Below are 26,759 nucleotides of genomic sequence, written 5' to 3' on the forward strand. Positions count from 1 at the left end.
GTCGCTCAGAGGCAGATCTTAGAGTTCACCATCATTGGGAAGCGCTGATTTGCGGTTTGCCAACCAGCTGCGCAGATTGCCGATCAACGGGGCTGCAAGGAACAGAATGCTGATCAACAGGATCACCAGCGTGATCGGGCGTTCCCAAAGGAACGAAATGGAACCGTCACTAATGGCCAGTGCACGACGGAGGTTTTCCTCCATCATCTTGCCCAGAATGAAGCCAAGCAGCATCGGTGCCATCGGATAGTTCAAAAGACGCAGGCCGATCGCGATTGCAGCTGCAATCACCATCATGTGGATGTCCATGGTGTTAAAGGTCACCAGATAGACACCAACCAGCGAGAAGAACAGAACGAACGGAACAAGAAGCTGCTGGGGCAGGGCCAAAAGACGAGAGATATACGGGATCAGCGGCAGGTTCAGAACCAGCAGGACGATATTGCCGATATACATCGAAATGATCACCGACCAGAACACGTCAGGCTGTTCAACAAACAGACGCGGACCCGGCTGAACACCGTAGGAAATCAGCGCGCCCATCATCACAGCCGTGGTGCCCGAACCCGGAATACCAAGGGTCAGAAGTGGTACGAAGGAACCAGAACACGCAGCGTTGTTTGCGGTTTCCGGCGCCGCCAGACCACGAATGGAGCCCTTGCCAAAGCCGAGCTTTTCCTTGGCCGAGGCAATATTGCGTTCCATGCCGTATGCAAGGAAGGATGCAATCGTTGCACCGGCACCCGGCAGAACGCCGGTAAAGAAGCCAAGAACCGAGGAACGGCCAATGACCGGGATCATGATCTTGACTTCTTCCTTCGAAAGCTTCATCGAGCCCAGGCTTTTAAGCGCCTTTTCTTCCTCGGAACGGGTGTCCTTGGTCGGACGCAGGATCGAGAGCAGGGCCTCGGAAAGGGCAAAGGTCGACATGGCCAGCAAAAGGAAGCTGATGCCATCGACAAGATCCATGCTGCCAAAGGTAAAGCGGGCAACGCCAGCCGCCGGATCCGTGCCGATGGTCGAAAGCATGATCCCGAACAGGGTCATGGTAATCGCCTTAAGGACCTGTCCCTTGCCGGCAAATGCAGACACAGCCGTGAGGCCAAGCACCATCAGTGCGAAATAGTCACCCGACTGGAACGACAACGAAACTGATGCCAATGCCGGTGCGGCCACCAGCAGGAAGATCGCAGCAATCGTACCGCCAGAGAAAGACGAGTAGGCGGCAATGGCCAGTGCCTTGCCAGCCTGACCCTTTTGGGCCATCGGGTAACCGTCAAAGGCGGTCGCAACCGTTCCGGCAACACCCGGCGCGTTGATCAGAATAGAAGATGTCGAACCACCAAAGATTGCCCCGTAATACACGCCCGCCATTAGAATAAGGCCGGTGGACGGATCAAACCCATAGGTGATCGGGATCATCAGGGCAATGGCAGTGATTGGGCCAAGACCTGGAAGCATCCCGATAAAGGTGCCTGCGAAACAGCCGACCGCAACCATCAGAAGGTTGATCGGCATGACAGCGGTCGAAAGACCGGAGAAAATTCCCTCAAGCATCGTTTGACATCCAACCGAGATAATAGAAGAAATCGCCCGGGGTCAGGTAGATGCCCATGGCATAGAGCAAGCCCCAGAAAGCAAGCGTGACACCGACAGCCGTCAGGATCAGAACCAGCGGACGGCGTTCGCCAAGCGTATAGAAACCGCCCATCAGGAAGAGCGATGTTGAAATCGGGAAGCCCAGCTGGCGGATGGTCAGGCCATAAAACACCATCAGTGCCGCCAGGATAACAACGCGTTTCCACTTAAGACCGCGGAAAGCGTGTTCGAGGCTGCCGGCCTCTTTGTTGGTCGGCAGCACCAGTTGGATGAAGGAAACCACACCAAGCAACCATGCAAGGGCGTTAGGGAGGGTTCTGGCATTGAACGGGGCATCCTCGTCGCCAAACAGCAGCGGGATGTCATCGACATAGAAGCCATATATCAGCGCAAGGCAAAGAAATAGCAGCGCGCCGAATTTGTCGCGATTGATGGACATGGCGTGGTTTCCTTCGGAGGTCTTTTTACTTGTGTATTAACGGCTTATTTCAGGAAGCCAAGGTCGCGCATCAGGTCGCCAACGACCTTTTCCTGATTTTCCATGAAGGCAGAAAACTCAGCACGCGGCTTGTAGATTTTTTCCCAGCCATTGCGGGTGCGAACGGTTTCCCATTCCGGGGTTGCCTGAACGTCCTTGAGGATCGCAGCATAGGCATCCGCTTTTTCAGCCGACAGAGACGGCGAACCGAAGTAACCGCGCCAGTTGACGAATTCAGCATCAATGCCGAGTTCACCGAGCGACGGAACGTCCGGAGCAGCTTCAACGCGTTCTTTCGAGGTTACAGCCAGAATGCGAACCTGACCTGCCTTGGCAAGTTCAAGCAGTTCACCCAGACCGGTCGACAGAACTTCGGTTTCACCCGACAGAAGGCCAGCAATTGCTTTACCGCCTGCGTCATACGGAATGTATTTGACCTGTTTGGCATCGCCGCCGCCCTGCTGAACGGCATAGGCTGCAACGATGTGATCCATGCCGCCACGGACCGAACCGCCACCGAACTTGACCGAAGACGGATCAGCTTTGACCGCGTCAACAACGTCGGTGAAGGACTGATACGGGCTGTCAGCCGGAACAGCAAATGCTGCATATTCGGCAACAACGGCTGCGATCGGGGTCAGGTCGCGGAACGACTGCGGGAAGACACCGGTCAGCGAACGCACGATGATCGGGGTGGAGTTGACCATAAGGGTGTTGTCAAGACGATCAGCAGCTTCGATCATGTAGGCAATGGCTTTACCGCCGCCGCCGCCAGACATGTTTTCGTAGGACGCGGTGCCAACAAGACCCGATTTGGTCAGGGCTTCACCGGTACCACGTGCGGTGCCATCCCAGCCGCCGCCTGCGCCGCCCGGAATGACGAAGTGAATTTCGTCGATTTCTGCAGCTTTGGCATCCATTGCACCAAATGCAGCAGTCGAAACAGCAACAGCCGTGGCTGCTGCGATAAATCCGCGACGCGAGAACATCGACAGTTTGTTCATCAGGGTCTCCTCCAGACACTAAAGCAATTTCCCAGCCACCCGAATAGTGGCAAGCCGATCAATGGAACAAAGCACCAGCAAGGGGAGTCCGAACACCGCTTTCAGAGGCATGAATGCCTACCTGACCCCGGAAATTGACCTGACCTCCCTTGCCGAATTTTCTTCTTGTTTGTTCCGGGGCCAATTTATGACTCACGGATCGGCAGTGGCGGGACGGTAACAGCCAAACCTGTCACCAACCTGTCATTGGCAAAAAATGGGTGAAAAAAGTTCACATGATTTATGCGTTAACGGCAAAGATGGGCGGCGTTTTGTGATCAAGAAGACATGCGTTTACCGCAATCCGCAGCACGTGATTGCAGCGAAGCCAGGCATTTAAGTCTCTTTTCCGGGGTGAACCGACTGATCGGACCAGAAAGGGCAAGAGCACCAAGCAGGTGGTTCTGCCGATCCAGTACCGGTACGGCAATCGCCGAGACATCCGGATCACGTTCACCTTCGCTCAGGGCAAACCTGTCTTCGAGGACCTGTAACGAACGGTCATCGACGCCATCGCCCCATGCACGGATGACGTGGCCAGCCGCCCCGAATTCACAAGGAAGAATGGCACCTTCTTCAAGATGATGTCGCAGGCTGCTTGGGGAGTTTTCGCGAAACAGGCACAGGCGATTGGCGCCTTCGGGCACGTAAAAGGACGCGGTTTCCCCGCTTTCCGTGACAAGGATCGATAGGTGTGGGCGGACGATATCGTCCATGCCGTATGATCGTCGGTAAATGGAGCCAAGACGCCAAAGTGCCGGGCCAAGGCGATAGCGGCCACGACCCGAAATCATCAAAAAACCACAAGACTCCAACGTTCCCGCCAGTCTCGAGATGGTGCTTTTATACATTCCGGTACGCTCAGACAGGTCCTTGAGCGACAGGTCATGGTCCTGATCGGTGAAGGCATCGAGAATTCCCAAGGCGCGCTCAACCGCTGTAACGTTTTGTTCTGACATGGATTTACCTGCTCCCGTTCTCTGGGGTGTGGCCTTGGCGGGGCGAACATCATTTTCCCTAAGTTCAAAATTCTATATAATAGAACATAATTCTACCAGACAGAATTTAGGAAATATCCATGAGTGGACCAAAATCTCTTTCCGGAATAACGGTTCTTGACCTGACCAATGTGTTGGCCGGGCCGTTTTGCTGTCACCAGCTGGCCCATATGGGGGCAGATGTCATCAAGGTCGAAGCGCCGGGGCGTGGCGATCTTGCCCGCCAGCTTGGTGCCGACATGGAGCTCAATGAAAAGCTGATGGGCGTTTCATTCATGGCACAAAACGCGGGTAAACGTTCGATCACGCTGAACCTTAAGGATCCGCGCGGGAAGGAAATCCTCAAAAAGCTCGTGGCCAAGGCCGATGTTCTGGTCGAGAACTTTCGTCCGGGTGTCATGGATCGTCTTGAGCTTGGCTATGATGTGCTTTCAAAGGTTAATCCGGGGCTGGTTTATTGCGCGATTTCCGGCTTTGGCCAGAGTGGCCCGATGAAGAAGCTTCCTGCCTATGACCAGATTGTCCAGGGCTTGTCGGGGATTATGACGATCACTGGCGAGGAAGGCAAAGGGACCTATCGCGTCGGGTATCCGATGGCCGATACCATTGGCGGCATGACAGCGGCCTTTGCGATCAGTTCAGCGTTGGCGGGGCGGGCCATGGGAAACAAGGATGCCAAGGGCAGTTTCATTGATATTTCGATGCTGGAATCGGTGATTGCCACGATGGGTTGGGTGGTCTCGAACTATCTGATTGCCGGCAAGGAGCCGACAGCCAATGGTAATGACAACTTCACGTCTTCACCATCTGGTGCCTTTGCCACGGCAGATGGCCAGATCAACATTGCCGCAAACAAGCAGGAACAGTTCGAAGCTCTGTGTGGTGTTCTCGGTCTTGAAACGCTTATCAAGGATCCGCGGTTTGTGTCGCGCAAGGAACGGCTCGAAAACAGATCGGCTTTGACCGAACTGCTTGAAGAAGTGCTGGTTAGACAAGAAACCGATTACTGGGTTGAAAAGCTTAACGCCGTTGGTGTTCCGGCCGGTGCGGTTCTGACCGTGCCACAGGCGCTTTCGCTGCCACAGATTGCTGATCGCGGGATGCTGGCGTCGTTTGAGAATGTGCCAGGCGCTGATCGGGATATCCGCATCCTTCGAACCGGAATCAAAATGGATGGTGATGCACCGTCGGTGAGTGCACCGCCGCCGGAACTTGGACAAGACAATCAGGACATTCTGTCGTCGCTTGGCTTTTCCAATGATGAAATCGATAACTTTGCCAAGGAGGGCGTGCTGTGAGTTCGAAAACCGTTGAAGACGTTGAAAACGAAGTGCGCGACTGGTGGCAGACCGGCATCATCGATATGGAGCCAGGCAAAATCCATTATGGCGGTTACGCGATTGAGGATCTGATTGGCAATATCAGTTTTCCGACCATGATCTGGTTGATGACACGCGGCGAATTGCCATCGACCCCGCAGGCCAAGCTGCTTGAAGCAGCGCTTGTTTCGGCCGTCGATCACGGGCCGCAAGCCCCCAGCATCGCCATTGCCCGTATGGCGGCAACTTGTGGCGTTGGTCTGAACAATGCCATGGCCAGTGCGGTTAATGTGTTGGGTGATGTGCATGGCGGGGCGGGCGAGCAGGCAGTTGCCCTTTATCATGATATCGCAGCACGCATGGATGCCGGACAGGATATGGCCGCGGCGGTTTCAGACGGCCTTGATCATCAAATCGCTGAGCATGGCAAACATGTGCCGGGCTTTGGCCATCGGTTCCACCCGGTTGACCCGCGTGCACCACGGCTTTTGGCACTCGTAAGCGCTGCAGCACAGGACGGTCATGTGTCGGGGCGGTATGGCGAAATTGCCAGCGCGATCGAAGCAGAGCTTTTGGCGCGTAAAGGCAAGCGGATCCCGATGAATATCGATGGTGCAACGGCAGTTATTTATGCCGAACTTGGATTTGCGCCGGAATTGGCGCGTGGGCTGTTTTGTCTTTCGCGGTCGGTCGGCATTCTTGCCCATGCATGGGAACAAACCCAACAGGGTGGCCGCAACAAGGGACCAATCCCGCGCCGGATGATCTGGAACTATACCGGTCCTGATCGTCGTCCAGTGCCCGATAGTGCCAAGTCATAACAAGACACGTGGTTGGGCAGGGTGCGTTATCTGCGGTTCAGTAACGCATCCTGCCAGCGGCGCAGGAAGCGCTGACGCTTGGCCTGATCAAGGTAGACCAGCAATCCCGGCCCAACCGGGAAGGAACGCACGCGTTCGCCATATCGGTCAAAGATCAGCGACGAGAATGTGCTGGGCGGAACGTCGGCGCGCACCGGGTTGAAGTTGCCTTCATTTTGCAGAACGCTTTGGCCCTTGATCGACAACATGAAATCAAGGAACCGTCCGCCAAGGTCGGGGTTGCGTGCACCACGGGGGATGATGGCGATCCTTGAATAAACGACAATAAAGTCGTCAGGCAGGATCACGCCAAGGTTCGGGTTTCGTTGGGTAAAGGTTTCCGCATACGATCCCAGCAGGTTGTAGCCAAGCACCACCTGACCGGATGCGATTTTTTCAAGCATCGGAGATGTGTTGGAATAAAGTTTTACCTTCGCCTGACCCAGAATGCGTACAAAATCCCAGATACCGGGGAAAAATCGTTCATCACGCGCCAGAAACAGGAAGCCGACACCGCTGCGTTCAATGTCATAGGTCGTGACTTTTTCACTCAGCAACTCGTCGTGGTTGACCAGTAACCGGATAAAGTCTTCTCGGGTTCTGGGCGGTTCAAGTTCGTTTTCGCGGAAAAACTCGCGATTATAGGCGATGACGGCGGGTTCCTGCGTTACAGCGAAGGCTTCGTTGCGCCAGCGCGCCCAATGGGGCAAAGCGTCTGTTTCACTGCTTTGATAGGAGGTCGCATATCCGTCATTGGCCAGTTTCATCTGCAGGTCCATCGAGGAGCTGATGATCAGGTCCGCCGTTGGTTCACCGTTTGCGCGCTGGCTTTGGGTAATGTCATACATCTCAAGCGTTTGCAGCTGATGGTATTCAACGCCAATGAACGGGTTATCTTGCTGAAAGGCCTCGATCACCGGGACAAAGGCACCGATATCGGCGGAGCCATAGATAACCGCCATCGGTTGTGTGCTGGTCAGCAGTGACTGTTCTGGATCGGATGCCTGGGACGAACGCAATGCCGGATAGGTGAAAACTTCGGCCATCGCAGAAGAAACTTGCATCGCGAGGGCGATGAAACATAAACCAATACAGATACGGCCCGAAATCATGCTGCAATACTCTGTGTCGCGGATGGTCATTGGCATATGGTGCCGGGGCGAGGATATCGCTTGTTCTTGAATGCCTTTGCCGGGAAAATGGCAGAACAGAAATTACCTCTGTCGAGGTTTATCAGGGAAAAGTCACGCAAACAATGAGAGTCCTTGTTGTCGAAGATCATGCCGCACTGGCAGATGGAATTGCAGGGTCCCTGCGACAGTCTGGCTATGCGGTCGATGTGATCGCCGATGGCGAGGAAGCTGACGACGTTTTGCGTACCCAGGAATATGGCCTGGTGGTACTTGATCTGAACCTTCCGAAGCTTGACGGGCTCGAGATACTCAAACGTTTGCGTCATCGCGGAGCCGAAAGTGCCGTTCTGATCCTGACCGCGCGCGGTGATATCGAAGACAGGGTCAAGGGACTTGATCTTGGTGCGGATGACTATCTGGCCAAACCGTTCGAGCTGGTCGAGCTCGAAGCCCGGGTGAGGGCGCTTATGCGGCGCAATGCAGGGACCCATAATACCCAGCTTAAATGCGGGAAGCTCAGTTTCGATACAGTGGCGCGACGGGTAACGGTTGATGGCACGGATGTCGATATTCCAAAGCGCGAGCTTAATATCCTTGAAATCCTGTTGATGCGGGTCGGCCATGTTCTGAGCAAAGAGCAAATCGTTGATCAGTTGGCCGGGTTTGAAGACGATATCAGTGCCAACGCGGTCGAGCTTTATATCAGTCGATTGCGCAAACGGGTCGAGGCGGCCGATGTCAAAATCCAGACCGTTCGCGGTCTTGGCTATCTGTTGAAAAAAACATGAAATGGCGTAATCGATCGCTTCGGCGCAGGCTTGTCATATCGCTGCTGATCCCGCTTTTGGCGGTCAGTTCCCTGATGCTGCTTGAAGTTCGCAGTAACGCGGTTAATTCCACAAACCAAGCATTTGACCGTGCTCTTTTAAGTTCTGCATTAGCCATTGCGGACCGTGTTGTCCTGATCGGTGGCAAGATCGAGGTGGACGTTCCCTATGTCGCGCTCGAGATGTTGACAAGTGCCGCAGAAGACAGGGTTTTCTATCAGGTCAGTACCGCGCAGGGCGAATTCATTACCGGCTACGAAGACCTGCCGCCGGTACCCGAAAAGTTCCTTCCACTGCGCGAAGAACCGGTCTTCTATGATGCGGTATATAACGGCGAGACGGTTCGGATTGGCGCGCTTTCACGTTATGTGGCGAGTGTTCGCAAAGCGACCCGTTTTCATGTGCTGGTTGCCGAAACCATGGGAACCCGCACAAGGCTTAGCGAGGATATTCTTGCCAGTGCCGCCGCGCGCCAGATCTTGCTGATTGTCATTGCCGCCATGATCGTTTGGTTCGGGATCGGTCAGGGCCTCAAACCGCTGGCCCGCCTGGAGGAGGCGCTTAATCGCCGTTCTCCGAGTGATCTCAGGCCGATTTTGCACGATGTGCCGATCGAGGTGCGCCATCTGGTGGGCGCCATCAACCAGCTTTTCGGCCGGCTGGAAAACAGCCTGAAGACCATGCAACGCTTTACAGCAGATGCAGCGCATCAGCTTAGAACGCCATTGGCAGCACTTCGAACGCAGGCAGAACTTGGTCAGCGTGAAAAGGATCCCGAGAAAATTCACCAGATCATGGATACCATCGCGGCTTCGACCCGGCAGACATCGCATCTGGCCAATCAGTTATTGGCATCCGCACGTGCAGCGCCCGAAGGCCTTGCCGGCCGGCCGTTTGACAAGATTGATCTGTGTGAGATTACACGTGCGGTAACCGGATCAAAAGTGCCGGTCGCGATTGAGCGCGGCATTGACCTTGGATATGAGGGGATCACCGATCCTGCGTGGATTATGGGTGATGCGACCTTGATTGAAGAGCTGCTTAAAAACCTTGTCCATAACGCACTGACATACTGCCCAAGTGGTAGTGCCGTGACCGTTCGGCTTGAACAGAACACTGCCAAAAATAAGGTGATATTGACCGTCGAAGACAACGGCCCGGGTATTCCGGTCGAACATCGCAAGGATGTCTTTAAGCGGTTCTACCGGATCAATGATGCCGGATATGACGAAGGATGCGGACTGGGACTTTCCATCGTCAAGGAAATCGCTGCACGCCACGAAACCAAGGTTAAACTGACGCAACCCAAAGAGCATAGCGGGTGCATCTTCAGTATCAGTTTCGATATGGCACCTTTGGACGAGCGCAAAGAAATCTGATTGCCCAGTTCTGCTGATTGTTGGTGGCCAACAAGAATCTAGTCCAGCGGTACTGGTTGACCTGCAAGCCAGGCGGACAGTTCCTTGTTGGCGCTTATCAAACCCTCGCGATTAATGACCTTTCGGGCGATGGCACTGGAAACAGCGCGTGTGCGTTTGTTAAGCACAATGCCCATTTCGTTCTGGTCTTGTGACTCAACTTCCAGCTTGTCATAAAGCGACAGCAATCGGTTCTGGACAGTGCGGAGCGATAGTTTCCGGCGCATGGCAATTGCCTTGTCAGGAAGACCCAGCGCCAGATCAAGCAAGATCAGATATTCGAATTCTGTCAGTGCACTGCGCGAGCGCATCTGCTGTGCCTGGATCTGGTGGACTTCGCGATCAACAACAATCTGTGCTTCGATAAGGACGGCACGCAACGCCAGTCGCATCTTGTCCGGTGTTGCGGTTTTCAGCACATACCCATAGGCCGCTTGATCGGGAACAATGCGAGTGATTCCCCGCAGATACGCCTCATCCGAATAGTTCGACCAGAAAAGTATCCTTGTGTGGGGGCGTTCTGCCCAGATGGTTCGCGCGGCTTCAATGCCGTTATGTTCCTTCATGCGAAGGTCCATTACGACTGCGGAAATCTGATGTAGATGAGCAAGTTTTTCGGCCTCCTTGCCGTTATGGGCAACAAGGATTTCGTCAAATTCCGGCAACGCATTTTCAACGATTTCCATCAGGAAATCCGCGTGCATGTTGTCATCTTCAACCAGCAATATTTTCATTGATCGTTTCTCCTTGTTGTCTGGTCGCTTGATGCAACTGAATTGTTATTTGTGTGCCGTCCGACGTTGAAAGGTCATATTTTGCCCCGATCAGGCGGGCGCGTGTTTTCATATGTTCCAAGCCACTGGACGGTTTTCTTGGATGCGGCTGGAAGTTTCCGTTATCCGAAACGCGGATCGTCAGGCAGTCATCCGGGCTTTTGGTAATCAAGACCGAAACAAGTGACGCATTCGAATGCAGCACGGCATTGTTGATGGCTTCCTGACAGATACGGAAGACTGCGATTCGTGTGGTTTCGGGCAGCAGGTCAATCGCCCCGTCTGTCTGATCATCGACCTTGAAGCGCATTGCGCTGTCATAGCTTACAGCCCGTTCCAGATGCGTCTGCACAGCATGATGGAAGCCAAACAGGTCAAGAATCGATGGGATCGAGGTATCAATGATGTCGCGCAGACCCTGGATCATGTTTTGGACTTGCTGCTGCAGTCTTAAATACTGTGCTTCGCTCAGCCCCGGGCGAAGATCCCGTGCAATGCGTGTCAGATCAGCCAAAGTTTGATCATGCAGGTCCATGCCAATGCGCTGGCGTTCGGCCTCCAGCGCGTCGGTAAGGCTGAGTGCGCCAAGACGCAGACCTTCTTCGCGTGCAAGGATTTCAGCCCGAATGATCGCCTCCTTGTTGGCCTTTTCGTTGGCGCGCAAGGCATAGAAATACGGGGCCAGCATGTCGGCCAAAATGCGCATCTGTTCAAGGTGGCTCTGGTCGTAGAAACCTTCCTTTTTCGAAGAACAATTCAACGATCCAACGACTTCCCCCAGAACCTTCATGCCGACACTGACACGGCTACGAAGTTCGTGGTCGATAATCGGGGCACTTACCGCGCCGGGGAAAAGGAAACGGGGATCCTCAAGGGCATTTCCAGTCAATAGATGGTCTGTTTTACCCAGCAAAATATCTCGGATAGGCGCCTTGCGCACATGGGAGCGCATCTTGCTCCAGGCTGTTTCCACACCAACCTCATAGGCCGTCGCCCACCTTTTGTCCGTGTCAATCAGGCACACATCAAGGTGATCAAACTCGATAATCTTCTCGATCTCGGTTTTGACCGAGCTGAGCGCCGAGTGAATATCAAGGTTCCCCGCAAGCAAGTTGGAGATGCGAAGGTAATGAGCAAGATCCGACATGAGTGGTTTCCTCCAGCTCTTCGATAATATTCACAGGCATTTCTCTTGTCTTGCGGGAACCCGCAACTTGGATGCGTAACACCGTATGCGTTCTGCGGAAACTGCTCTTTACGATTTAATCGGAACTGATGAAGATTGCGCCATGGTTTGGTGGCTGACTTTCAGGCATTGACCACTCCTTGCCGCATGACGGCAAAGAGCCAAACAAAAACAATAAGTCACATGCTGACATCAGGGGGGAAATCTCGGTTCACGCCAAAACGGCGTGAGAACGAAATTTCTCTGAAAATACCAGAAGAACCGCGCCTTGTGATCTTTGATCAGAAGGCTCGTCGTCGGCATGCGACAAACGAGACGTCAAGAACTTGCACAATGCGGGCAGGGGCGCTGACCTGCTGAGGAAGCGATAAAGAACAGCGCATCCAACGGGAGGACTACCATGAAAAAATTACTGACGATGACGACAGCCACTGTCGCATTGATGATGACTGCACAAGTTGCGTTTGCCGGGCCGAACACTGTTGCTGGTCCGGGTGCCGATCCGGCGTGTTTCACACCAGTTTCCGATGATACTGCCTATTTCCAGTGGCCTGCGCGCGAAGGGCCTTACAAGATTGCGCTTGTAAACGGCTTCATCGCCAATGACTGGCGCGTTCAGATGATTGCGGTCGCAAAGGCCTATGCCGCACAACCGGAAGTCGCGGCCGAGATCGAAGAATTCAAGGTTGTTTCGGTCGGTGAGGACATCGCCGCACAGATTGCAGCGGCCAACAACTTTATTGATCAGGGCTTTGACGCCATTATCATTAACGCCAACAACACACGCGCATTCGGATCGGTGGTGCGTAAAGCCAATGAAGCCAATGTCGTCGTTCTGTCGTTTGACAACGTGATTGATGATCCCAACCAGATCGCGATCAACGTTGATCAAAAAGGACTTGGAATGTCGGCCGGTAAGTTCCTTTTGGAACAAAGCGGTGATGGTCCGGCCAAGTTCCTGCATGTCCGTGGTCCGGCTGGCCAACCCGTCGACATCGCACGTAATGAAGGTTTCCATGAGGTAATCAAGGAATCCGGGCGTGATATCGAAGTCGTCGATGTTGTCGGAAACTGGGCGCCAGGTGACGGCCAAAAAGTGACGGCAGATGCCATTGCGGCCGGCGGTGTGTTTGACGGTATTTACGTTCAGGGCGGCTCACAAGGTGTTGCCACCGCAATGCTCGATGCAGGCGTGTTCAAGGCCCCGATTTCCGGCGAAACCGAGAATGCATTTCGTCAACTTTGCAACAGCGCAGAGCTGAGCTGCCAGTCGGGTGGAACGGGACCGGCACAATCATCTGTGACCATCAAAACCGCGATCGCGGCCTTGAAGGGTGAAGTCGTTCCGTCAGAAATCGCGCTTCCGACCTCGATTTCCTATTCCCCGTTCAAGGAAGGTGTCGAGATGTTCCCGAAACTGCCGGGCAGCTTCTTTGCGGGTAACAATTTTGAAGCCTGCAACATTGGCTTTACGGCTGAAGAAATCGCGTCTCAGACAGGCGAAAACAACTAACAACAATAAACGTCCGGGTACCGTCGATGCCGAGGTTGGCGTCGACGGTATTCAAAGAAGTTAGGAAAACTGCCGTGTCAGAGAGCAAATCTCCTTATCTGTTATCGATGTCGGGCATCACCAAACGTTACGGTGGTGTCCGCGCACTGGAAAATGTCAGCTTCGATACGCACCGCGGATCAATCCATGCGCTGCTTGGTGAAAACGGTGCGGGGAAGTCGACGCTGATCAAGATCCTATCGGGCGTTGTGCAGCCCGATAGCGGAACGATCGAACTTGATAGCAACACCGTAAGCTTTGCCAATCCACAACAGGCCAATGATCTGGGCGTGTCGTGCATTTTTCAGGAATTGTCGCTGCTGCCGGACCTGACAGTAGCCGACAACATTGGCATTACTCGTCCGCCACTTAAATTCGGAATGATCGACTATCGGGCCCAGCGCCGCATCGCCGAAGAGGCCCTTGCGCGTGTCGGCGGCGAAAACATTGATCCGATGGAGACCGTCAGCAATCTTTCGTTGTCACGGCGCCAGATGGTGGAAATTGCCAAGGCACTGGCACGTAACCCCAAAATTCTGATCTTGGATGAAGCGACGTCTGCCCTGACCGCGGCCGATGTCGACAAGGTCTTTAAGATGCTTCATCGGCTTCGTGATGAAGGGATGGCGATCATTTATATTTCTCACCGCATGCCCGAAATTGCTGAACTGGCCGATACCTGTACGGTTTATCGCAATGGCACGAAAGTCGAGACATTCAAAAACGGCACAAAATCGGACAGTGCCGTTGTCGAGATGATGATCGGTCGCGAATACAGCAGTGTCTATCCGGCAAAAAGCACCCGACCCACCGCAACCAAACCGATCCTTAAGGTGTCTGATTTCTCGTGGAACGATGAACTTAATGGCATCGATCTGGAAATGCGGCCAGGGGAAATTGTTGGGCTCGGCGGTTTGGATGGGCAGGGGCAACGGCAACTGCAATTGGGGCTGTTTGGGACCCTGATCGGGTCGAGCGGATCAGTGGAAATCAATGGCGCGCCGGTCAAATTAAACAGTCCGAAGATGGCGAAGTCAGATGACATCGGCATTGCTTTGGTGCCCGAAGACCGCAAATACGAAGGCCTGATGTTGTCGATGACGGTGCGTGAAAACCTGTCCTTCGCCGCGGTCGAAAAAATGAGCCGGATGGGTGTTGTTGATAAGCGCGCAGAAGAGGCCGCGATTGACGAGATGATCGCACTCCTCAAGATCAAGGCAGACGGCATTGATGGCCCTGTCGGGGCGCTATCCGGCGGGAACCAACAGAAAGTCGTTATCGGCAAGTGGTTGATGACCAAGCCACGCATCATTCTGTTGAACGATCCGACGCGTGGAATTGATGTCGGCACCAAGCAGGAAATCTATCAACTGTTGCAAAAATTGGCGGCAGAGGGATGTGCAATCCTTTTGTATTCCACCGATTACGACGAGTTGATTGGCTGCTGTGATCGAGTGCTGGTGATGTATGACGGCAGGATCGTTCGAACGCTTGCCGGCGATGAGCTTAATGAAACAAATCTGGTGTCAGCTGCGCTTAACCTGCCGGAACAGGCAGTGAACCGACCTGAACCAAAAAAGCTACAGGGAGCGTCGCTATGACTGTGAGCTCAGAACCAGCAGATCTGGTTTCACGCCAAAAATACTTCGGCTGGGTGGGCCGCCTGTCGGCGGCACAGCGCGGTATTCTGATCGCAATGCTTATCTTTGCCACCATGTTCATCGTTTATGGCTGGAAGCAGGCAGCGGGCTTGACGCCCAACATGATAAATACCGCGGCCAACAAGGGCGCATTGCTCGCACTTGTCGCCATGGCGCAAACACTGCCGGTTATTACCCGCGGGCTTGACCTGTCGGTGGGGGCGACCTTTGTTCTGGCGAACTGCCTTGCTTCGACGATTGTCGTTGATGGGCCGATTGCAACCACGTTTGGCATTTTTGGTGTGCTGTTGCTTGGGCTGGCTTGCGGGGCCGTAAATGGCTTGATTATCGTCTATGGACGGTTGCAGCCGCTGATCGCGACACTGGCCACCAGTGCGGTTTATTTCGGTATTGCGCTTGCCGTTCGACCCCAGCCGGGCGGATCGGTCAATTTTGAACTTGCCGACTTCATGACGCGATCATCTTTTGCCGTACCGCACAGCGTTTTGCTGTTGCTGGCCGTCGTTGTGTTCATCTGGATCCCGTATCGCCGATCAGTTCTGGGAAGAGCCGCCTTTGCCATCGGTTCGTCCGAACAGGCAGCATATATGTCCGGAATTCCGATCAATCGGGCAAAGATGCTGGCCTATACCCTAAGCGGGTTGCTTGCATCGATTGGCGGGATCCTTTTGACAGCATTGACCTATTCCGGCGCAGCGAAGATGTCGATTGCCAATGAGTACACACTCAACTCCATCGGCGCAGTTGTCATTGGCGGCACGTCTTTGTTTGGCGGTGTGGGCAGCGCGGTTGGCTCGATTTTCGGGGCCTTCGTCATGCGGACCGTTGGTGATCTCTTGATCGTGTTTGACATCAACCCAGTCTTGCAGCCGCTATTCGTGGGCGTCGTACTGCTTGTTGCGGTCAGCCTCGGGTCGCTACGCGTGCTCCGGATCAAGAACAGACTAGATATTTATCGGTAAGGCGGAAAAATGAGTGTTTCAGGCGTAATCGCAAGGCAATTTGATCGGGCAACCCTTATTGCATTTGCATGTGTGATTGTTCTGCTTCTGATCGGGGCAATGGTTGAACCTGCCTTTCTGTCACCGAAATATTTGATCCAGCAGCTCCATACCGCGTCCTTCCTGGGTGTGGTGGCAAGTGGTGTGATGTTGGTCATTCTGCTGGGGCATATTGATCTGTCCATTCCCTGGACAATCGGCGTTGGTGGCATGATGGCAACGGGAGCCACCGGATTCCTGGGGCCGGAGTGGGGCGTTACACTTGCTGTTCCATTTGGTGTTTTGTGTGGTGCATTGATCGGGACGGTAAATGGACTTGGCGTGGCATATTTGCGTGCGCCAGCCATGATCTTCACGCTCGGTATGAATGCCGTGGCGCAAGGCCTTATGGTTTATCACACCGGCGGTTTTGCCCCGCAGGATCGGGCGACCGAATTCATGCGCGAATTGGCGGTCGGGCATTTCATTCCGGGCATTCCCAATCCGCTTCTGATCTGGATCATTTTGGGGGCGGCGATTGTCTTCATGCTGAACCGGTCCGTTCTTGGTCGTCGGATCTATGCTGTCGGAAATCAGGAACGTTCAGTCTTTCTGAGTGGCGTTGATACCCGCAAGGTCATTCTGGCTTGTTTTATCTTTTCCGGCGCGTGTGCTGCCTTGACGGGCGTTCTATTGGCGGGGTGGGCCAACCGGTCCTATCAGGCGATGGGCGATCCGTATCTGTTGCCGACCATTGCGGCGATTATTCTTGGCGGGACGAATGTTCTGGGTGGTCGCGGTAAGTATGTTGGGACGGTTGCCGGCGTCATTTTGATTACCATCTTGCAATCGATGCTCTCGGTGGTTCAGCCGCAGCGGTATTTTGCCCAACTCGGTGTTGATATTCCTGCCGATACCTTCCGACAGGTGGTGTTCGGGGTCGTGATCATCGGGATGTTGTTGATCTACGGGCGGCAACAGTTGGTGCGTTAACGGCCTTTGCGCGGAGGGGCGTAAACTTTCGGACATCAGATACATTTAGCAAAGGACGTTCAATTGGCTAACTGTGCCGCAGACAAGCATCAAGATGCATTCGGTATGGTGGAACCCTATCAGGTTCTGGACCGTCGGTTCCGCGACCTTGTGTTGCCAAATGTCAGGCTGAGAAAAATCTCTGGCGGGCATTTGTGGACAGAGGGACCTGTTTGGTTTCCAGCGCACCAGTGTCTGTTGTTTTCTGACATTCCAAATCAGAAGATTTTCCGCTGGATGTGTGACGGTTCGGTCAACGTGTTCCGGAATAATTCAGACTTTGCCAACGGCAATACGATCGATTTCAACGGTCGTCTGATTACCTGTCAGCACGGAACGCGATCAGTGACACGAACTGAACATAACGGCGCAATCACGACGCTTGCTGATGGATTTGAGGGTAGGCGGTTTAATTCTCCAAACGACGTTGTCGTCAAATCCGATGGGTCTATCTGGTTTACCGACCCGACCTACGGAATATTGTCGAACTATGAGGGCTACAAGGCCACACCGGAACAGAAATACAACAATGTATTTCGTCTTGATCCTGAAACGGGCACTTTAACTAGTGTCACACCGGAGTTTCATAAACCAAACGGGTTGGCATTCTCGAATGATGAGAAGCTGCTTTATATCGCGGAATCAGGCAGCAGCCACGACGAGGCTATACCGGCGGTCATTCGGGTTTACGACATTGTTGACGGAAACAGACTTGAGAACGGTCGTGACTTTGCCAAGATCGATCAAGGTCTGCCGGACGGGATCAGAGTTGATTGCTATGGCAATGTGTGGAGTTCTGCGGCCGACGGCGTGCATTGCTTTGATCCGACAGGTGTGTTGCTTGGCAAGATACTGGTGCCAGAAACCGTATCGAACTTAACGTTCGGCGGTGCACGGGGGAACGAGCTTTTGATTACGGCAACGACAAGCGTCTATGCCATACATGTCAACAGCGAAGCATTGGTTTGATAGGCTAAGTTGTTGGCGGATTTTAGACCCGACGCAGTGCCTTAGTAGCCGTCGAACCTGAAAATAAGCGAGGTGTTGATGCCACCGAATGCAAAGTTGTTGCTCATCAAATGTTCGGCTTGGATATTTCTGGAATTGCCTGAAATGTAGTCCAGCTCGGCGCAGGCGGGGTCGACCTCTGACAGGTTTGCAGTCGCCACGAAATTGCTTTCACGCATCATTTCCAGCCCCAGCCAAGCTTCAATCGCGCCGCATGCACCGAGGCTGTGGCCAAAGTGACCCTTAAGGGTGTGGATCGGGACCGCACGATCGAAAACAGCACGAGTAGCTTCACTTTCGGCGATGTCTCCGTGGTCAGTTGCTGTGCCATGTCCACTAACAATGTCGATGTCACTGCCAGATAGCCCAGCATCATCAAGAGCCCCCTGAAGGGTGCGGGCCATTGTTTTGCTTGCCGGGTGCGTTATGTGTGAGCCATCCGAGTTGGTCGCAAACCCGACAATCTCGCCCAGAATTTTTGCTCCGCGTGCCTTTGCGTGCTCGTATTCTTCAAGGATCAGGGTGCCAGCACCTTCGCCAATTACCAATCCATCGCGTTTGACGTCATAAGGGCGGGGTGTTGCTTCTGGCGCATCATTGCTGACACTGGTTGCAAACAGCGTATCAAACACGGCCACCATGGTCGGGCATAGTTCTTCAGCACCACCCGCAATCATGACATCTTGCTTGCCATATTTGATTGCCTCATACGCATATCCGATCCCCATGCTGCCAGATGTGCAGGCGGTTGAGGTGGGAATGATGCGACCGGTAATCCCGTAAAGAACACCGATATTGACCGCTGCTGTATGGCTCATCATCTGAATGTAGCTGGTGGCGGTGATCGCGTTGCTATCGCCGTGTTCCATCAGACGGGTAAAGCCGAGGACCGGCGGGGTGCTTCCAAATGACGATCCATATGCGATGCCGAGCCGCCCACCTTCGAACAATGCGGTATCATTCCGCAAACCTGCCATTTCAAGCGCGTCATCGGTTGCCGCGACAGCCATCTGTGCGACGCGCCCCATGCTGCGTAACTGTTTCCGGTTAAACCGAGTTTTCAGCGAAAAGTCCGGCACAGGTGCGGCAAGACGGGTACGCAGATCGTATTTGTCATCCCACTCCGACATTCGAGCAATGCCGGTCTCGCCAGCTTGCATGCGGGCTTTGATGGTTGGCCAGTCGTTCCCAAGTGCTGTAATGCCGGACATTCCGGTGACGACAACGCGGCGGGTCATAACATGCCCCCATTCACGCTGATGACCTGACGGGTGACATATGATGCATCGTCGCTGCACAGGAATGAAATGGTCGCGGCGACTTCATCGGCTGTTCCGTAACGGCGCATCGGGATCATGGCCTTGACCTCATCTTCGGGCAGGTCTTTGGTCATCTGCGTTTCGATGATCCCCGGTGCCACAGCATTGACGGTGATTTTACGTTTCGCGAGTTCCAGGGCGAGGGACTTGACCGCCCCGATGATCCCGGCCTTGGACGCCGAATAGTTCACCTGGCCGCGGTTGCCTGCAATTCCAGCAATTGATGTCAGGGCCACGATGCGCCCACCTTTGCGCTGCTGAATAATTGGCATCAATAGCGGCTTGATAACGTTATAAAACCCGTCAAGGTTGGTGTGAATGACGCTGTCCCAGTCGTCGTCTTCAAGGGCGGGAAATGGACCATCCCGTGTGACACCAGCGTTCAGAATAATGCCATATGGTGCGCCATGTTCGGCGATATCGTTTTCCAAGGCTTTGCGTGTCGCGTCCCGATCGGATATATCAAACTGCACCAGCCGGGCCTGAACCCCTGATGCCAGGACATCTTTTGCGACAGATTCAGCGCCATCACGATCAGAGTTATAATGAAGAACGATGTCAAAGCCATCCCGGGCAAGACGTCGTGCTGTTGCGGCCCCTATGCCCTTGCTGGCGCCTGTTACCAATATGGTCCTGGTCATTGGTCTGTTGTTTCTTGGTTGTTGTCCGAAGGTGATGTCAAAGAAGTTTCATTGTCTTTGGGCTGATATACATTGATACGTGCGGCGACAAGTATTTCCTCGCCCAAACGGATTTCCCCGTCAAACACACCCATTTCACCATCTTCAAAGATGTTGCTTATGTGAACCGACAGGGTGCGGCCGATAGGGAACCAGTTGCGTGACAGCGTGACCTTACGCGATCCCAAAAGGTATCCGACACGTGGTGTCGCGTCAGGATCAGTGTTTTTTGCCCGCCAGCCGCTATAGGTGGCAACAGTCTGTGCAATATACTCAATGCCCACATAGCTCGGCACACCTTTGTTGGGAATGCAGAACATGCTGTTGGCCGTGATGTCGACTTCGGCGGTCAGTGAGGTTTCGTCAGCGGACATCGCCCGATCAATCAACAGCATCGGCTTGGCGTGCATTACCAGGTCACTGATCGGGGGCAGGGCATGATTCTGGCGCGGTGACATGTTGGTCATGAAGTTGTCCATCCTTTTCCAAGGATGACAGAGACATTGCTGCCGCCAAAGGCAAATGAGTTGCTCATCATTGCCAGGCGATCCGCCGGCGCCACGGATTGCTGTGCAGCCACAAGGTTCAATTCCGGAATGTCATCATCCCGTTCGCCATCCCAGCGATGCTGTGGGAGTGGTGCGCCAGTCTTGTTTTCGCTGAGAGAAAGCCAAAGAATTGCAGCTTCGATTGCGCCAGCAGCCCCCAAGCTATGCCCGGTCAGGGGTTTGGTCGAACTGGCCGGTACGTTTGATCCCAGAACTTCTGTAACAGCCTTGGCCTCCATAACATCATTAAGTTGCGTTGCCGTGCCATGAAGGTTGATATAGGCGATGTCATCCGCTGTCAGGCCTGCATGCGCCAAGGCGATGCGCATGGCACGTGCCGCGCCAACGCCATCCGGGTGCGGGGCGTTGGGGTGATAGGCGTCCGAGCTTTCACCCACACCAAGCAATTCGATATCGCCTGCATCCTTGCGCAGAATGAAGAGGGCGGCACCTTCACCAATATTGATGCCGTCGCGGTTCCGGCTCATCGGGTTGCAAATCGACATGGACAGCGATTGCAACGTATCAAACCCGCCAACAGTCAGCCGACACAGACTGTCAACGCCCCCAACAAGAACGGCATCGCAGATATCCGCGTTTAACAACCGCATACCCGATGCAAAGGCCTTTGCACTCGACGAGCAGGCCGTAGAAACAGAGTAGGCGGGGCCCCCAAGCTGAAAGGCATCCCTTAAAAATGCCGATGGGGATCCTATTTCCTGATGTTCATAGCGGAATGTATCAGGAAACTCGCCGGTTTCGATGCGGTGCTGATAGTAATTGGTGCCTTCTTCAATCCCGGAGGTGCTGGTCCCGATCAGAACGCCAATCCGTTGCCTGCCATAGGTGGCAATCAGCGCATCAATCTCATCATTGATCTGGCTTGCAGCGGCCCAAAGAAGGCGGTTGTTGCGGGTATCATGTGCTGATAATTGCGGCGGCAGCGCAGGCAGGTCTGCCGTAACGGAGCCAAGAATGGTGTCACGGTCCGGTAAAAAACCGCTTCGTTTTATCATGTCTGCCGGTCTGCGTCCGGCAAGTGTCGCCGCGGTCTCTGCCTTGCCACTTCCCAACGCGGAAATGATGCCAAGCGATGACAGATAAAATGCATGCCGGGCCATACTTAATTCCCGGTCCGTATTGAATTGATCTTGATGCGATAGTTGAATTGCTGGTTTTTCAGAATGGCCTGACCTTGCCAGACGTCTTTGATCGGGTGTTCGATGGTGGCATATTTACGGCCCGTATCGTCAAGCCGAATGGTTCGTTCACCAAATCCCTCATGAACCGACATATTATCGGGCAGGGCATCTTCAACAGCATCAAGTGGCCAATAGGTCATCACAATGTCTGCGAGAAGTCTTTTGGTATCAAATTCTTGCGGCAACCAATTCGCATTCTGGATTATGATTTCTTCAGCGGTCCAGTCGATTTCAACGGCACGACGGCCAAGATCATCAATCAGGACAATTCGCGCGCGATCGGGCTGAATATTGATACGCCCCTGAAAGGTTGCGGTTCCGGATTGGGCTTGATTGTTCCAGGTTGCTTCAACCTGTTGGGTAACATCAATTGTCTCGTCTTCATCCCAAGGGGCAGCGGGCAGCGTGAATTCAAGCCCGTCAGCCAAGGCAACCTTATGCCCAGCATTGCCTGAAAACACATCCGGCAGGGTCACCTGAGGCAGGTTCATTGTCTCACACGCCGACAGGCCGATCATGCAGGCCAAGATCATTGCGGCTTTTAGGATGCGGGAGCGCATAGGTCGTGCAACATCTCAAGATAACGGTCGGTTTTGGCAACCAGCGGATTTTCCATGTTCCATGCATAACCTGCCAGGATGGAAACGACCATACGTTTCAGTTGGGAATCATCATCTGGTTGTTCAAAAATAATTTTCTGCAAGCGGCCGTCATACCATGCATCGACATAAGATCTGAAGGTTTCCACGCCTTGGATCAATGGTTTGGCAAAGCCCGTTTCCCAGTCGATGTCCGTGCGTCCCTGATGTCGCGCGATCAACATATCCGCAGCCAATTCCGCAGAATGAAGGGCAATTGTAACACCTGACGAGAATACCGGATCAAGAAAACCGGCAGCATTGCCAAGCAACACGTACCCATCGCCGCACAGCTTTTCAGATTCCGCATTGTATCCAGCGATTGATTGCAATTGTCGGGTTTGTTTCGCATTTGCCAGCAAATGACCAAGACGGGTTTCGGATATCAACCGGTCAAAGATATCCTGTTCACGCATACCGGCAAATTCAGGGTCGCCATCAGGATAAATAACCCCAACGGATGCGGTGCCATCTGAAAACGGGATCAGCCAGTACCAGATATCGTGACGATCAGGATGAACGGTGATCAGGATTTTGTCACGGTCGTAGCCAGTATCGTCAATGCGGTCCATGACATGGGTAAACAATGCTCGGCGGGAAATTGATTGCGGTGCACGGGCAAGTCCCAGAAGCTTTGGTAAAACACGGCCATAGCCGCTGGCGTCGACAATAAAACCAGCCCGCAATTCGGATGTTGCGCCAGCTTTATCCTGATAGGTGATGAGACAATCACCATCTGAGGTCTCTACCGCTGTGACCGTATGACCAAATCGAAGGTCAACACCGGCGCGTGCGGCCTCGTTGGCAAGGATATGATCAAATTCCGCACGCTTTACCTGATAGGTTGTCCCCCAACCAGTGGTCTCGAAATTCTGGCGGAAATCAATAGTGCGATGTTTTTTGCCGCACTCAAAGACAGCGCCGTTTTTGTGCTGGAAACCCGCTTTTTCAAGGGCGGGCAGAAAACCGGCACGTTCAAGCACATTCATGCAATTGGGCAGCAGACTTTCGCCGATGACGAAGCGTGGAAACTCCTGCGCCTCAAGCACTGTGACGTGAAGTCCTGCATCGTGAAGCAGTTTGGCCACTGTACTGCCAGCGGGACCGGCGCCAATGACGGCGATATCGCAATCTTGTCTCAATTTGCCTGTCCTGTTGTTGTCGTGAGCTTGTTTGGTGCTGTCATCCAGAAGGCAAGGAACCAGGCGCCAACCAATCCGATTGCTATCACAGTGCCGATATCGCTAACCAACGGGACTGAACTGGTCGCCAAAAGTCCGAATGCAAGAACGCTGCTAATCAGCGACAGAAAAACAGCAAGCTGGGTATGGGTTGCTTGTTCCCCCTCATTTCCTTCACTGAGGAAAAGGACATAATCCGCGCCAATCGCAAAGACGAGGAACATCGCCATTGTTGTAAAGAAACTGATCGAAACACCCAACACAGTCCCGCCAAGGAGCGCAAACAAGATCGCGCCGGCAGGGGCGGAAAAGATACGGATACCTTTTTGAACGCCATAGCGCAGCGAGGCAAGAAACAGCGCAATCAGCAGAACCGAGCCAAGTGCGACATAGGCCCAATAGCGGTATTCAGCGAATTGAGCGCTGATCGTTTCCGTCGGGCTGATCAGGCGGGCTTCCTCAAAAGGCTCAAGAACCTTGGCGACTGCAGCGCCATCTGAAACACCACGCAGCCGGATGATATCAGATGCACCGGTTTGAAGAGTAGTCACCTCTGGCAAGGTATTGCCTACCTTATCAGGACTAAGGTACGGCGCGTCCAAATCCGGGGTGTTGAGGGAAATTTGCAGAACTTCAGCCAATGCAGGGGCGAATGGCTGGTAAAGGTTGTTTCGAACCAGTTCTCTGTTGGCTTTCTGGCGCGCAATGGATGGGACAAAATCTGATAATGCGATAGCACCCTGAATTTTCCCATCGGCGATCAGCGGCGAGATGGCTTGGCGAACCGCCTCGGATGTCTCAAGGCGCTGCTGTGCGTTTTTGCCGTTAATCCTGATAAATGCCGGGCTTCCGCCCAAGCCAAGGGTTTCAGATATGGTCCGGGCGTCTGAAACCAGGGTCGGATTGCTTTGGCCAAGTGCGCGTATGTCATCATGGCCGGGAACAAGATAGGCAGTAACGGGAAGGGCAGCGATCAGGATGCCTGCCACAATCAATCGCAGCCGTGCTGAAACAACAACGTAGGACAAGGCGACCATAAGGTTGTTGTGTATGGCCGCGATCGGCGAGTTAGTCCGAACTTCACGGGCCGGAAAAAGCGGAAGCAGGAATTTTACTGAACAATAGGCCGAAAGCAGCCCGGCAATCGAATAGATGGCGATTTGAAGCAACAAACTGGTGGGGCTCAGTCCCAGCGCGATAAAGCCGATCACCGAGGTTAAAAGCCCCAAACCAAGACCGCTTCGGATTGCGTTAAAACGATCATCGGGCCCCGTCTTACCCGTCGGAACCACAAGACAATGCAGGGCATAGTCAATTGAGATCCCGATCATTGTTGCGCCGAACACCAAGGCAATCGCATGAATGGTGCCGAAAAAGGCCGTCAAGGCTGTGGCACCCGCAATCAGTCCACTTCCGACAACCACAATCGCGCCGATAAGTGGTAACACCGAAAAGAAGGTCAGGCCGATCATGATTGCGATCCCAAGTGTCGCAATCAAAGCAATGGTTTGAACGTCACTTTTGGCCGTGGCGGCTTCGTTCACAGCAAAGAATATCTGACCGGTTTTAATGATCGTAAGTTCGGGGACATTTCGGTGCGCGTCTGTGATAATCCGGTTGATCTGATCAACCCAGTTTTTTGCGTGGCTGCCAGATTGGTCATTTTGTAGCGAGACAATCAACGGAAGATAAATGCGATCAATTTTGGTGACGATGTCATTCCCGGGGCCGAGTTTTGTCGCCAACCCAGTCAGAAATTCCGGCATCAGCAGGAACGGGTCCAGCTTTAGTGTCGTGCTGGTAAAGGATGATGCAGGCGAATAGAGCTGTTGAAGTGTGCGTTGATACAGCTGCTCTGCTTGTCCGTTGGCAAGTGCAGTCCTGTCACTGTCAGACAACAACCCGCTGGCATAGGGGCCATAGAGGCTGCGCACGTCTTCAAGGCGTCCGGCGTTTTGTCCGGGCAGCGTGACGCTTTCAGTGCCTGCAATCTGCGAGATTTCTGTTTTGAGCTGTTCGGCAAGGGCCTCTAGCTGATCCCGGTCAGTAGTATGCGACAGCATCAAAATCGCCTGTCGACCATTTTCCCGTAGCAGGGCGCGTACCGCATCAATATCGCTGAGGCCATCCTGATTGCGCTCCTGTTCCTGGCCAATCAATGACAGAAAGTCAGCATCCAATTGGGTCCGGTCTGTCGCAAACTGCCAAACAGAGAAGCTGGCCATCACGAGAAGACAAATGATCCAAATGAATGCGCTGCGCATTATTCGGGTATCCCGTCTGTGAAGAGTTTGGCGAATTCAGGGGGAAGAGGAAGCATTCCGATCACCTGATCATCAAACGTAATGACATCCTGATCTGACGATGGTTTTTTGATCGTCACCGTTTTCACAAAGATATCGCCAGACGCCGCGATCCGGTTCACCTGGGTCGCGACAGCACCGTTAGCTTTCGGCGTTAGGATGGCTTCCCATGTGTTTGATTTTTTGGTGTTTTCGGTAATATTAAACTGGCTTTGCAAGGTTTCCCAGTTACCTGACAAAACCGAAGAGATCATGCGGACGAACTGTCGTGTCTCTGATCCGCTTGCCATGGAATTTCGGTCACCATTTGGGGTAATCGTAAAAATTCCATCATCCTCAAGGACGGTTATTCCGGGAAACGGGAAAGTTGTTTTCCAGATCAAACCATTTTGAGGCGATATAACGAATTCACCACGCGACAGCAGCGGCTTTTCAAATCCGTCCAGATGACGGGCAAGCTCAAACCTGCCGCGAAGGTACTCGTTCTCATCAAGCGGTGCGGGTTTTGCTGTCTCTGCGTGCAATGCCCGCTGCCCTGTCGACAGACCGACAATGACGATTGCACACAGTGTGATCAGAACAAGAAAACGGTGGGTCACAGGAGAACCTCCATCTTTTCGATGAAGAAATCCGGGCTGCGATACAGCATTTCGCCGCTGTCTTTTTCAACAGCGACCTGAATGGTAAATCCCTTGGTCAGTTTCTGGCCCGTTTTCGCATCCGTAACCAGATAGTCGATCTTCAGGCGGTTTTCATATTCCCGCAGGGTTGCGGTGATCGTGATTTCCTGACCAAAGCGACACGGGGCGACATATTTGACGCGCATGTCGACGATTGGCCAGACAAAGCCGGACTCATCCATCTGCGGGTAATTGTAGTCAATCTTGTCGAGCAGGGCACACCGGGCATTCTCGAAGAACTGAACATAGTTGCCGTGCCAGACCACATTCATCGGGTCGAGATGATAAAACTGTACGATTTCAGTGACAGATGCGCTGATCATCAAACGCCCTCATTGCCA

The 26,759-nt window shown here is 53.5% G+C and carries 25 protein-coding genes; 9 read left to right on the forward strand and 16 right to left on the reverse strand.

Features of this window, described 5'->3' with window-relative positions:
• Nucleotides 1-18: 18 nt before the first annotated feature.
• From B2T33_RS15295 to B2T33_RS15310, 4 genes are all read right to left on the reverse strand, one after another.
• The gene (locus B2T33_RS15295) at nt 19-1,557 is read right to left on the reverse strand and encodes a tripartite tricarboxylate transporter permease (RefSeq protein ID WP_008891055.1); all 1,539 of its coding nucleotides are present in this window, start codon (nt 1,555-1,557) and stop codon (nt 19-21) included.
• Nucleotides 1,550-2,038: a tripartite tricarboxylate transporter TctB family protein gene (locus B2T33_RS15300; RefSeq protein WP_008891054.1), complete on the reverse strand. Its 489-nt coding sequence runs from the start codon at nt 2,036-2,038 to the stop codon at nt 1,550-1,552. The genes B2T33_RS15295 and B2T33_RS15300 overlap by 8 nt, the downstream gene beginning before the upstream one ends.
• A gap of 44 nt (nt 2,039-2,082) precedes the next feature.
• A complete protein-coding gene (locus B2T33_RS15305) occupies nt 2,083-3,081 on the reverse strand; it encodes a tripartite tricarboxylate transporter substrate binding protein (protein WP_174713879.1) in 999 nt (332 codons plus the stop codon).
• A gap of 317 nt (nt 3,082-3,398) precedes the next feature.
• The gene (locus B2T33_RS15310; RefSeq protein ID WP_286792499.1) at nt 3,399-4,079 is read right to left on the reverse strand and encodes an IclR family transcriptional regulator; all 681 of its coding nucleotides are present in this window, start codon (nt 4,077-4,079) and stop codon (nt 3,399-3,401) included.
• Nucleotides 4,080-4,198: 119 nt separating this feature from the next.
• Between B2T33_RS15310 and B2T33_RS15315 the strand changes: the two genes are divergently transcribed.
• Nucleotides 4,199-5,416, forward strand: coding sequence for a CaiB/BaiF CoA transferase family protein (locus tag B2T33_RS15315; RefSeq protein WP_197147462.1), 1,218 nt, complete (start codon nt 4,199-4,201; stop codon nt 5,414-5,416).
• Nucleotides 5,413-6,258 carry a citryl-CoA lyase gene (locus B2T33_RS15320; protein WP_197147463.1) on the forward strand — a complete coding sequence of 282 codons (846 nt, stop codon included), beginning with the start codon at nt 5,413-5,415 and terminating at the stop codon, nt 6,256-6,258. Before B2T33_RS15315 ends, B2T33_RS15320 begins: the two co-directional genes overlap by 4 nt.
• Before the next feature lie 26 nt (nt 6,259-6,284).
• On the opposite strand, the gene B2T33_RS15325 is transcribed toward B2T33_RS15320, so the two are convergent.
• A complete protein-coding gene (locus B2T33_RS15325; RefSeq protein WP_245227857.1) occupies nt 6,285-7,343 on the reverse strand; it encodes an ABC transporter substrate-binding protein in 1,059 nt (352 codons plus the stop codon).
• Between the two features lie 209 nt (nt 7,344-7,552).
• On the opposite strand from B2T33_RS15325, the gene B2T33_RS15330 reads away from it, so the two are divergent.
• Nucleotides 7,553-8,218 carry a response regulator transcription factor gene (locus B2T33_RS15330; RefSeq protein WP_008891048.1) on the forward strand — a complete coding sequence of 222 codons (666 nt, stop codon included), beginning with the start codon at nt 7,553-7,555 and terminating at the stop codon, nt 8,216-8,218.
• Nucleotides 8,215-9,636, forward strand: a complete 1,422-nt coding sequence (locus B2T33_RS15335) for a sensor histidine kinase (RefSeq protein ID WP_286792500.1) — start codon at nt 8,215-8,217, stop codon at nt 9,634-9,636. Before B2T33_RS15330 ends, B2T33_RS15335 begins: the two co-directional genes overlap by 4 nt.
• 38 nt (nt 9,637-9,674) lie before the next feature.
• Here B2T33_RS15335 and B2T33_RS15340 read toward each other — a convergent pair whose 3' ends face one another.
• Together B2T33_RS15340 and B2T33_RS15345 are read right to left on the reverse strand one after the other, a co-directional pair.
• Nucleotides 9,675-10,409, reverse strand: a complete 735-nt coding sequence (locus B2T33_RS15340) for a response regulator (RefSeq protein WP_063089521.1) — start codon at nt 10,407-10,409, stop codon at nt 9,675-9,677.
• Entirely contained in the window at nt 10,390-11,595 is a 1,206-nt protein-coding gene (locus tag B2T33_RS15345; protein ID WP_286792501.1) for a hypothetical protein, read from the reverse strand. The genes B2T33_RS15340 and B2T33_RS15345 overlap by 20 nt, the downstream gene beginning before the upstream one ends.
• A gap of 439 nt (nt 11,596-12,034) precedes the next feature.
• On the opposite strand from B2T33_RS15345, the gene B2T33_RS15350 reads away from it, so the two are divergent.
• From B2T33_RS15350 to B2T33_RS15370, 5 genes are all read left to right on the forward strand, one after another.
• Nucleotides 12,035-13,147 (forward strand): substrate-binding domain-containing protein, encoded by a 1,113-nt coding sequence (locus B2T33_RS15350; RefSeq protein WP_063089524.1) that lies wholly within the window; start codon nt 12,035-12,037, stop codon nt 13,145-13,147.
• A 74-nt stretch (nt 13,148-13,221) separates the two neighbouring features.
• On the forward strand, nt 13,222-14,787 hold the full coding sequence (locus B2T33_RS15355; protein ID WP_286792502.1) for a sugar ABC transporter ATP-binding protein: 1,566 nt from the start codon (nt 13,222-13,224) through the stop codon (nt 14,785-14,787).
• Nucleotides 14,784-15,809: an ABC transporter permease gene (locus B2T33_RS15360; RefSeq protein WP_083952776.1), complete on the forward strand. Its 1,026-nt coding sequence runs from the start codon at nt 14,784-14,786 to the stop codon at nt 15,807-15,809. The genes B2T33_RS15355 and B2T33_RS15360 overlap by 4 nt, the downstream gene beginning before the upstream one ends.
• Nucleotides 15,810-15,818: 9 nt before the next feature.
• Entirely contained in the window at nt 15,819-16,820 is a 1,002-nt protein-coding gene (locus B2T33_RS15365; protein WP_063089527.1) for an ABC transporter permease, read from the forward strand.
• Nucleotides 16,821-16,883: 63 nt separating this feature from the next.
• Nucleotides 16,884-17,828: an SMP-30/gluconolactonase/LRE family protein gene (locus tag B2T33_RS15370; protein WP_286792503.1), complete on the forward strand. Its 945-nt coding sequence runs from the start codon at nt 16,884-16,886 to the stop codon at nt 17,826-17,828.
• Nucleotides 17,829-17,869: 41 nt separating this feature from the next.
• Here the strand turns inward: B2T33_RS15370 and B2T33_RS15375 are convergent, their stop codons facing one another.
• From B2T33_RS15375 to B2T33_RS15415, 9 genes are read right to left on the reverse strand one after another with little or no spacing between them, the layout of a single operon-like run.
• A complete protein-coding gene (locus B2T33_RS15375) occupies nt 17,870-19,105 on the reverse strand; it encodes a beta-ketoacyl-ACP synthase (RefSeq protein ID WP_286792504.1) in 1,236 nt (411 codons plus the stop codon).
• On the reverse strand, nt 19,102-19,827 hold the full coding sequence (fabG, locus tag B2T33_RS15380) for a 3-oxoacyl-ACP reductase FabG (RefSeq protein ID WP_286792505.1): 726 nt from the start codon (nt 19,825-19,827) through the stop codon (nt 19,102-19,104). The genes B2T33_RS15375 and fabG overlap by 4 nt, the downstream gene beginning before the upstream one ends.
• Nucleotides 19,824-20,333, reverse strand: coding sequence for a hypothetical protein (locus B2T33_RS15385; RefSeq protein ID WP_286792506.1), 510 nt, complete (start codon nt 20,331-20,333; stop codon nt 19,824-19,826). Before B2T33_RS15385 ends, fabG begins: the two co-directional genes overlap by 4 nt.
• On the reverse strand, nt 20,330-21,535 hold the full coding sequence (locus tag B2T33_RS15390) for a beta-ketoacyl-[acyl-carrier-protein] synthase family protein (RefSeq protein ID WP_286792507.1): 1,206 nt from the start codon (nt 21,533-21,535) through the stop codon (nt 20,330-20,332). The genes B2T33_RS15385 and B2T33_RS15390 overlap by 4 nt, the downstream gene beginning before the upstream one ends.
• A 2-nt stretch (nt 21,536-21,537) precedes the next feature.
• Nucleotides 21,538-22,107 (reverse strand): DUF3261 domain-containing protein, encoded by a 570-nt coding sequence (locus B2T33_RS15395; protein WP_286792508.1) that lies wholly within the window; start codon nt 22,105-22,107, stop codon nt 21,538-21,540.
• A 50-nt stretch (nt 22,108-22,157) separates the two neighbouring features.
• A complete protein-coding gene (locus tag B2T33_RS15400) occupies nt 22,158-23,396 on the reverse strand; it encodes an NAD(P)/FAD-dependent oxidoreductase (RefSeq protein WP_197147471.1) in 1,239 nt (412 codons plus the stop codon).
• Entirely contained in the window at nt 23,393-25,699 is a 2,307-nt protein-coding gene (locus tag B2T33_RS15405; RefSeq protein WP_197147472.1) for an MMPL family transporter, read from the reverse strand. The genes B2T33_RS15400 and B2T33_RS15405 overlap by 4 nt, the downstream gene beginning before the upstream one ends.
• The gene (locus B2T33_RS15410; protein ID WP_197147473.1) at nt 25,699-26,337 is read right to left on the reverse strand and encodes a LolA family protein; all 639 of its coding nucleotides are present in this window, start codon (nt 26,335-26,337) and stop codon (nt 25,699-25,701) included. The genes B2T33_RS15405 and B2T33_RS15410 overlap by 1 nt, the downstream gene beginning before the upstream one ends.
• The gene (locus B2T33_RS15415; protein ID WP_197147474.1) at nt 26,334-26,741 is read right to left on the reverse strand and encodes an acyl-CoA thioesterase; all 408 of its coding nucleotides are present in this window, start codon (nt 26,739-26,741) and stop codon (nt 26,334-26,336) included. The genes B2T33_RS15410 and B2T33_RS15415 overlap by 4 nt, the downstream gene beginning before the upstream one ends.
• Nucleotides 26,742-26,759: the final 18 nt, after the last annotated feature.

The organism is Thalassospira sp. UBA4513 (genome assembly GCF_002388495.1).
GTDB classification, from domain to species: Bacteria; Pseudomonadota; Alphaproteobacteria; order Rhodospirillales; family Thalassospiraceae; genus Thalassospira; species Thalassospira tepidiphila.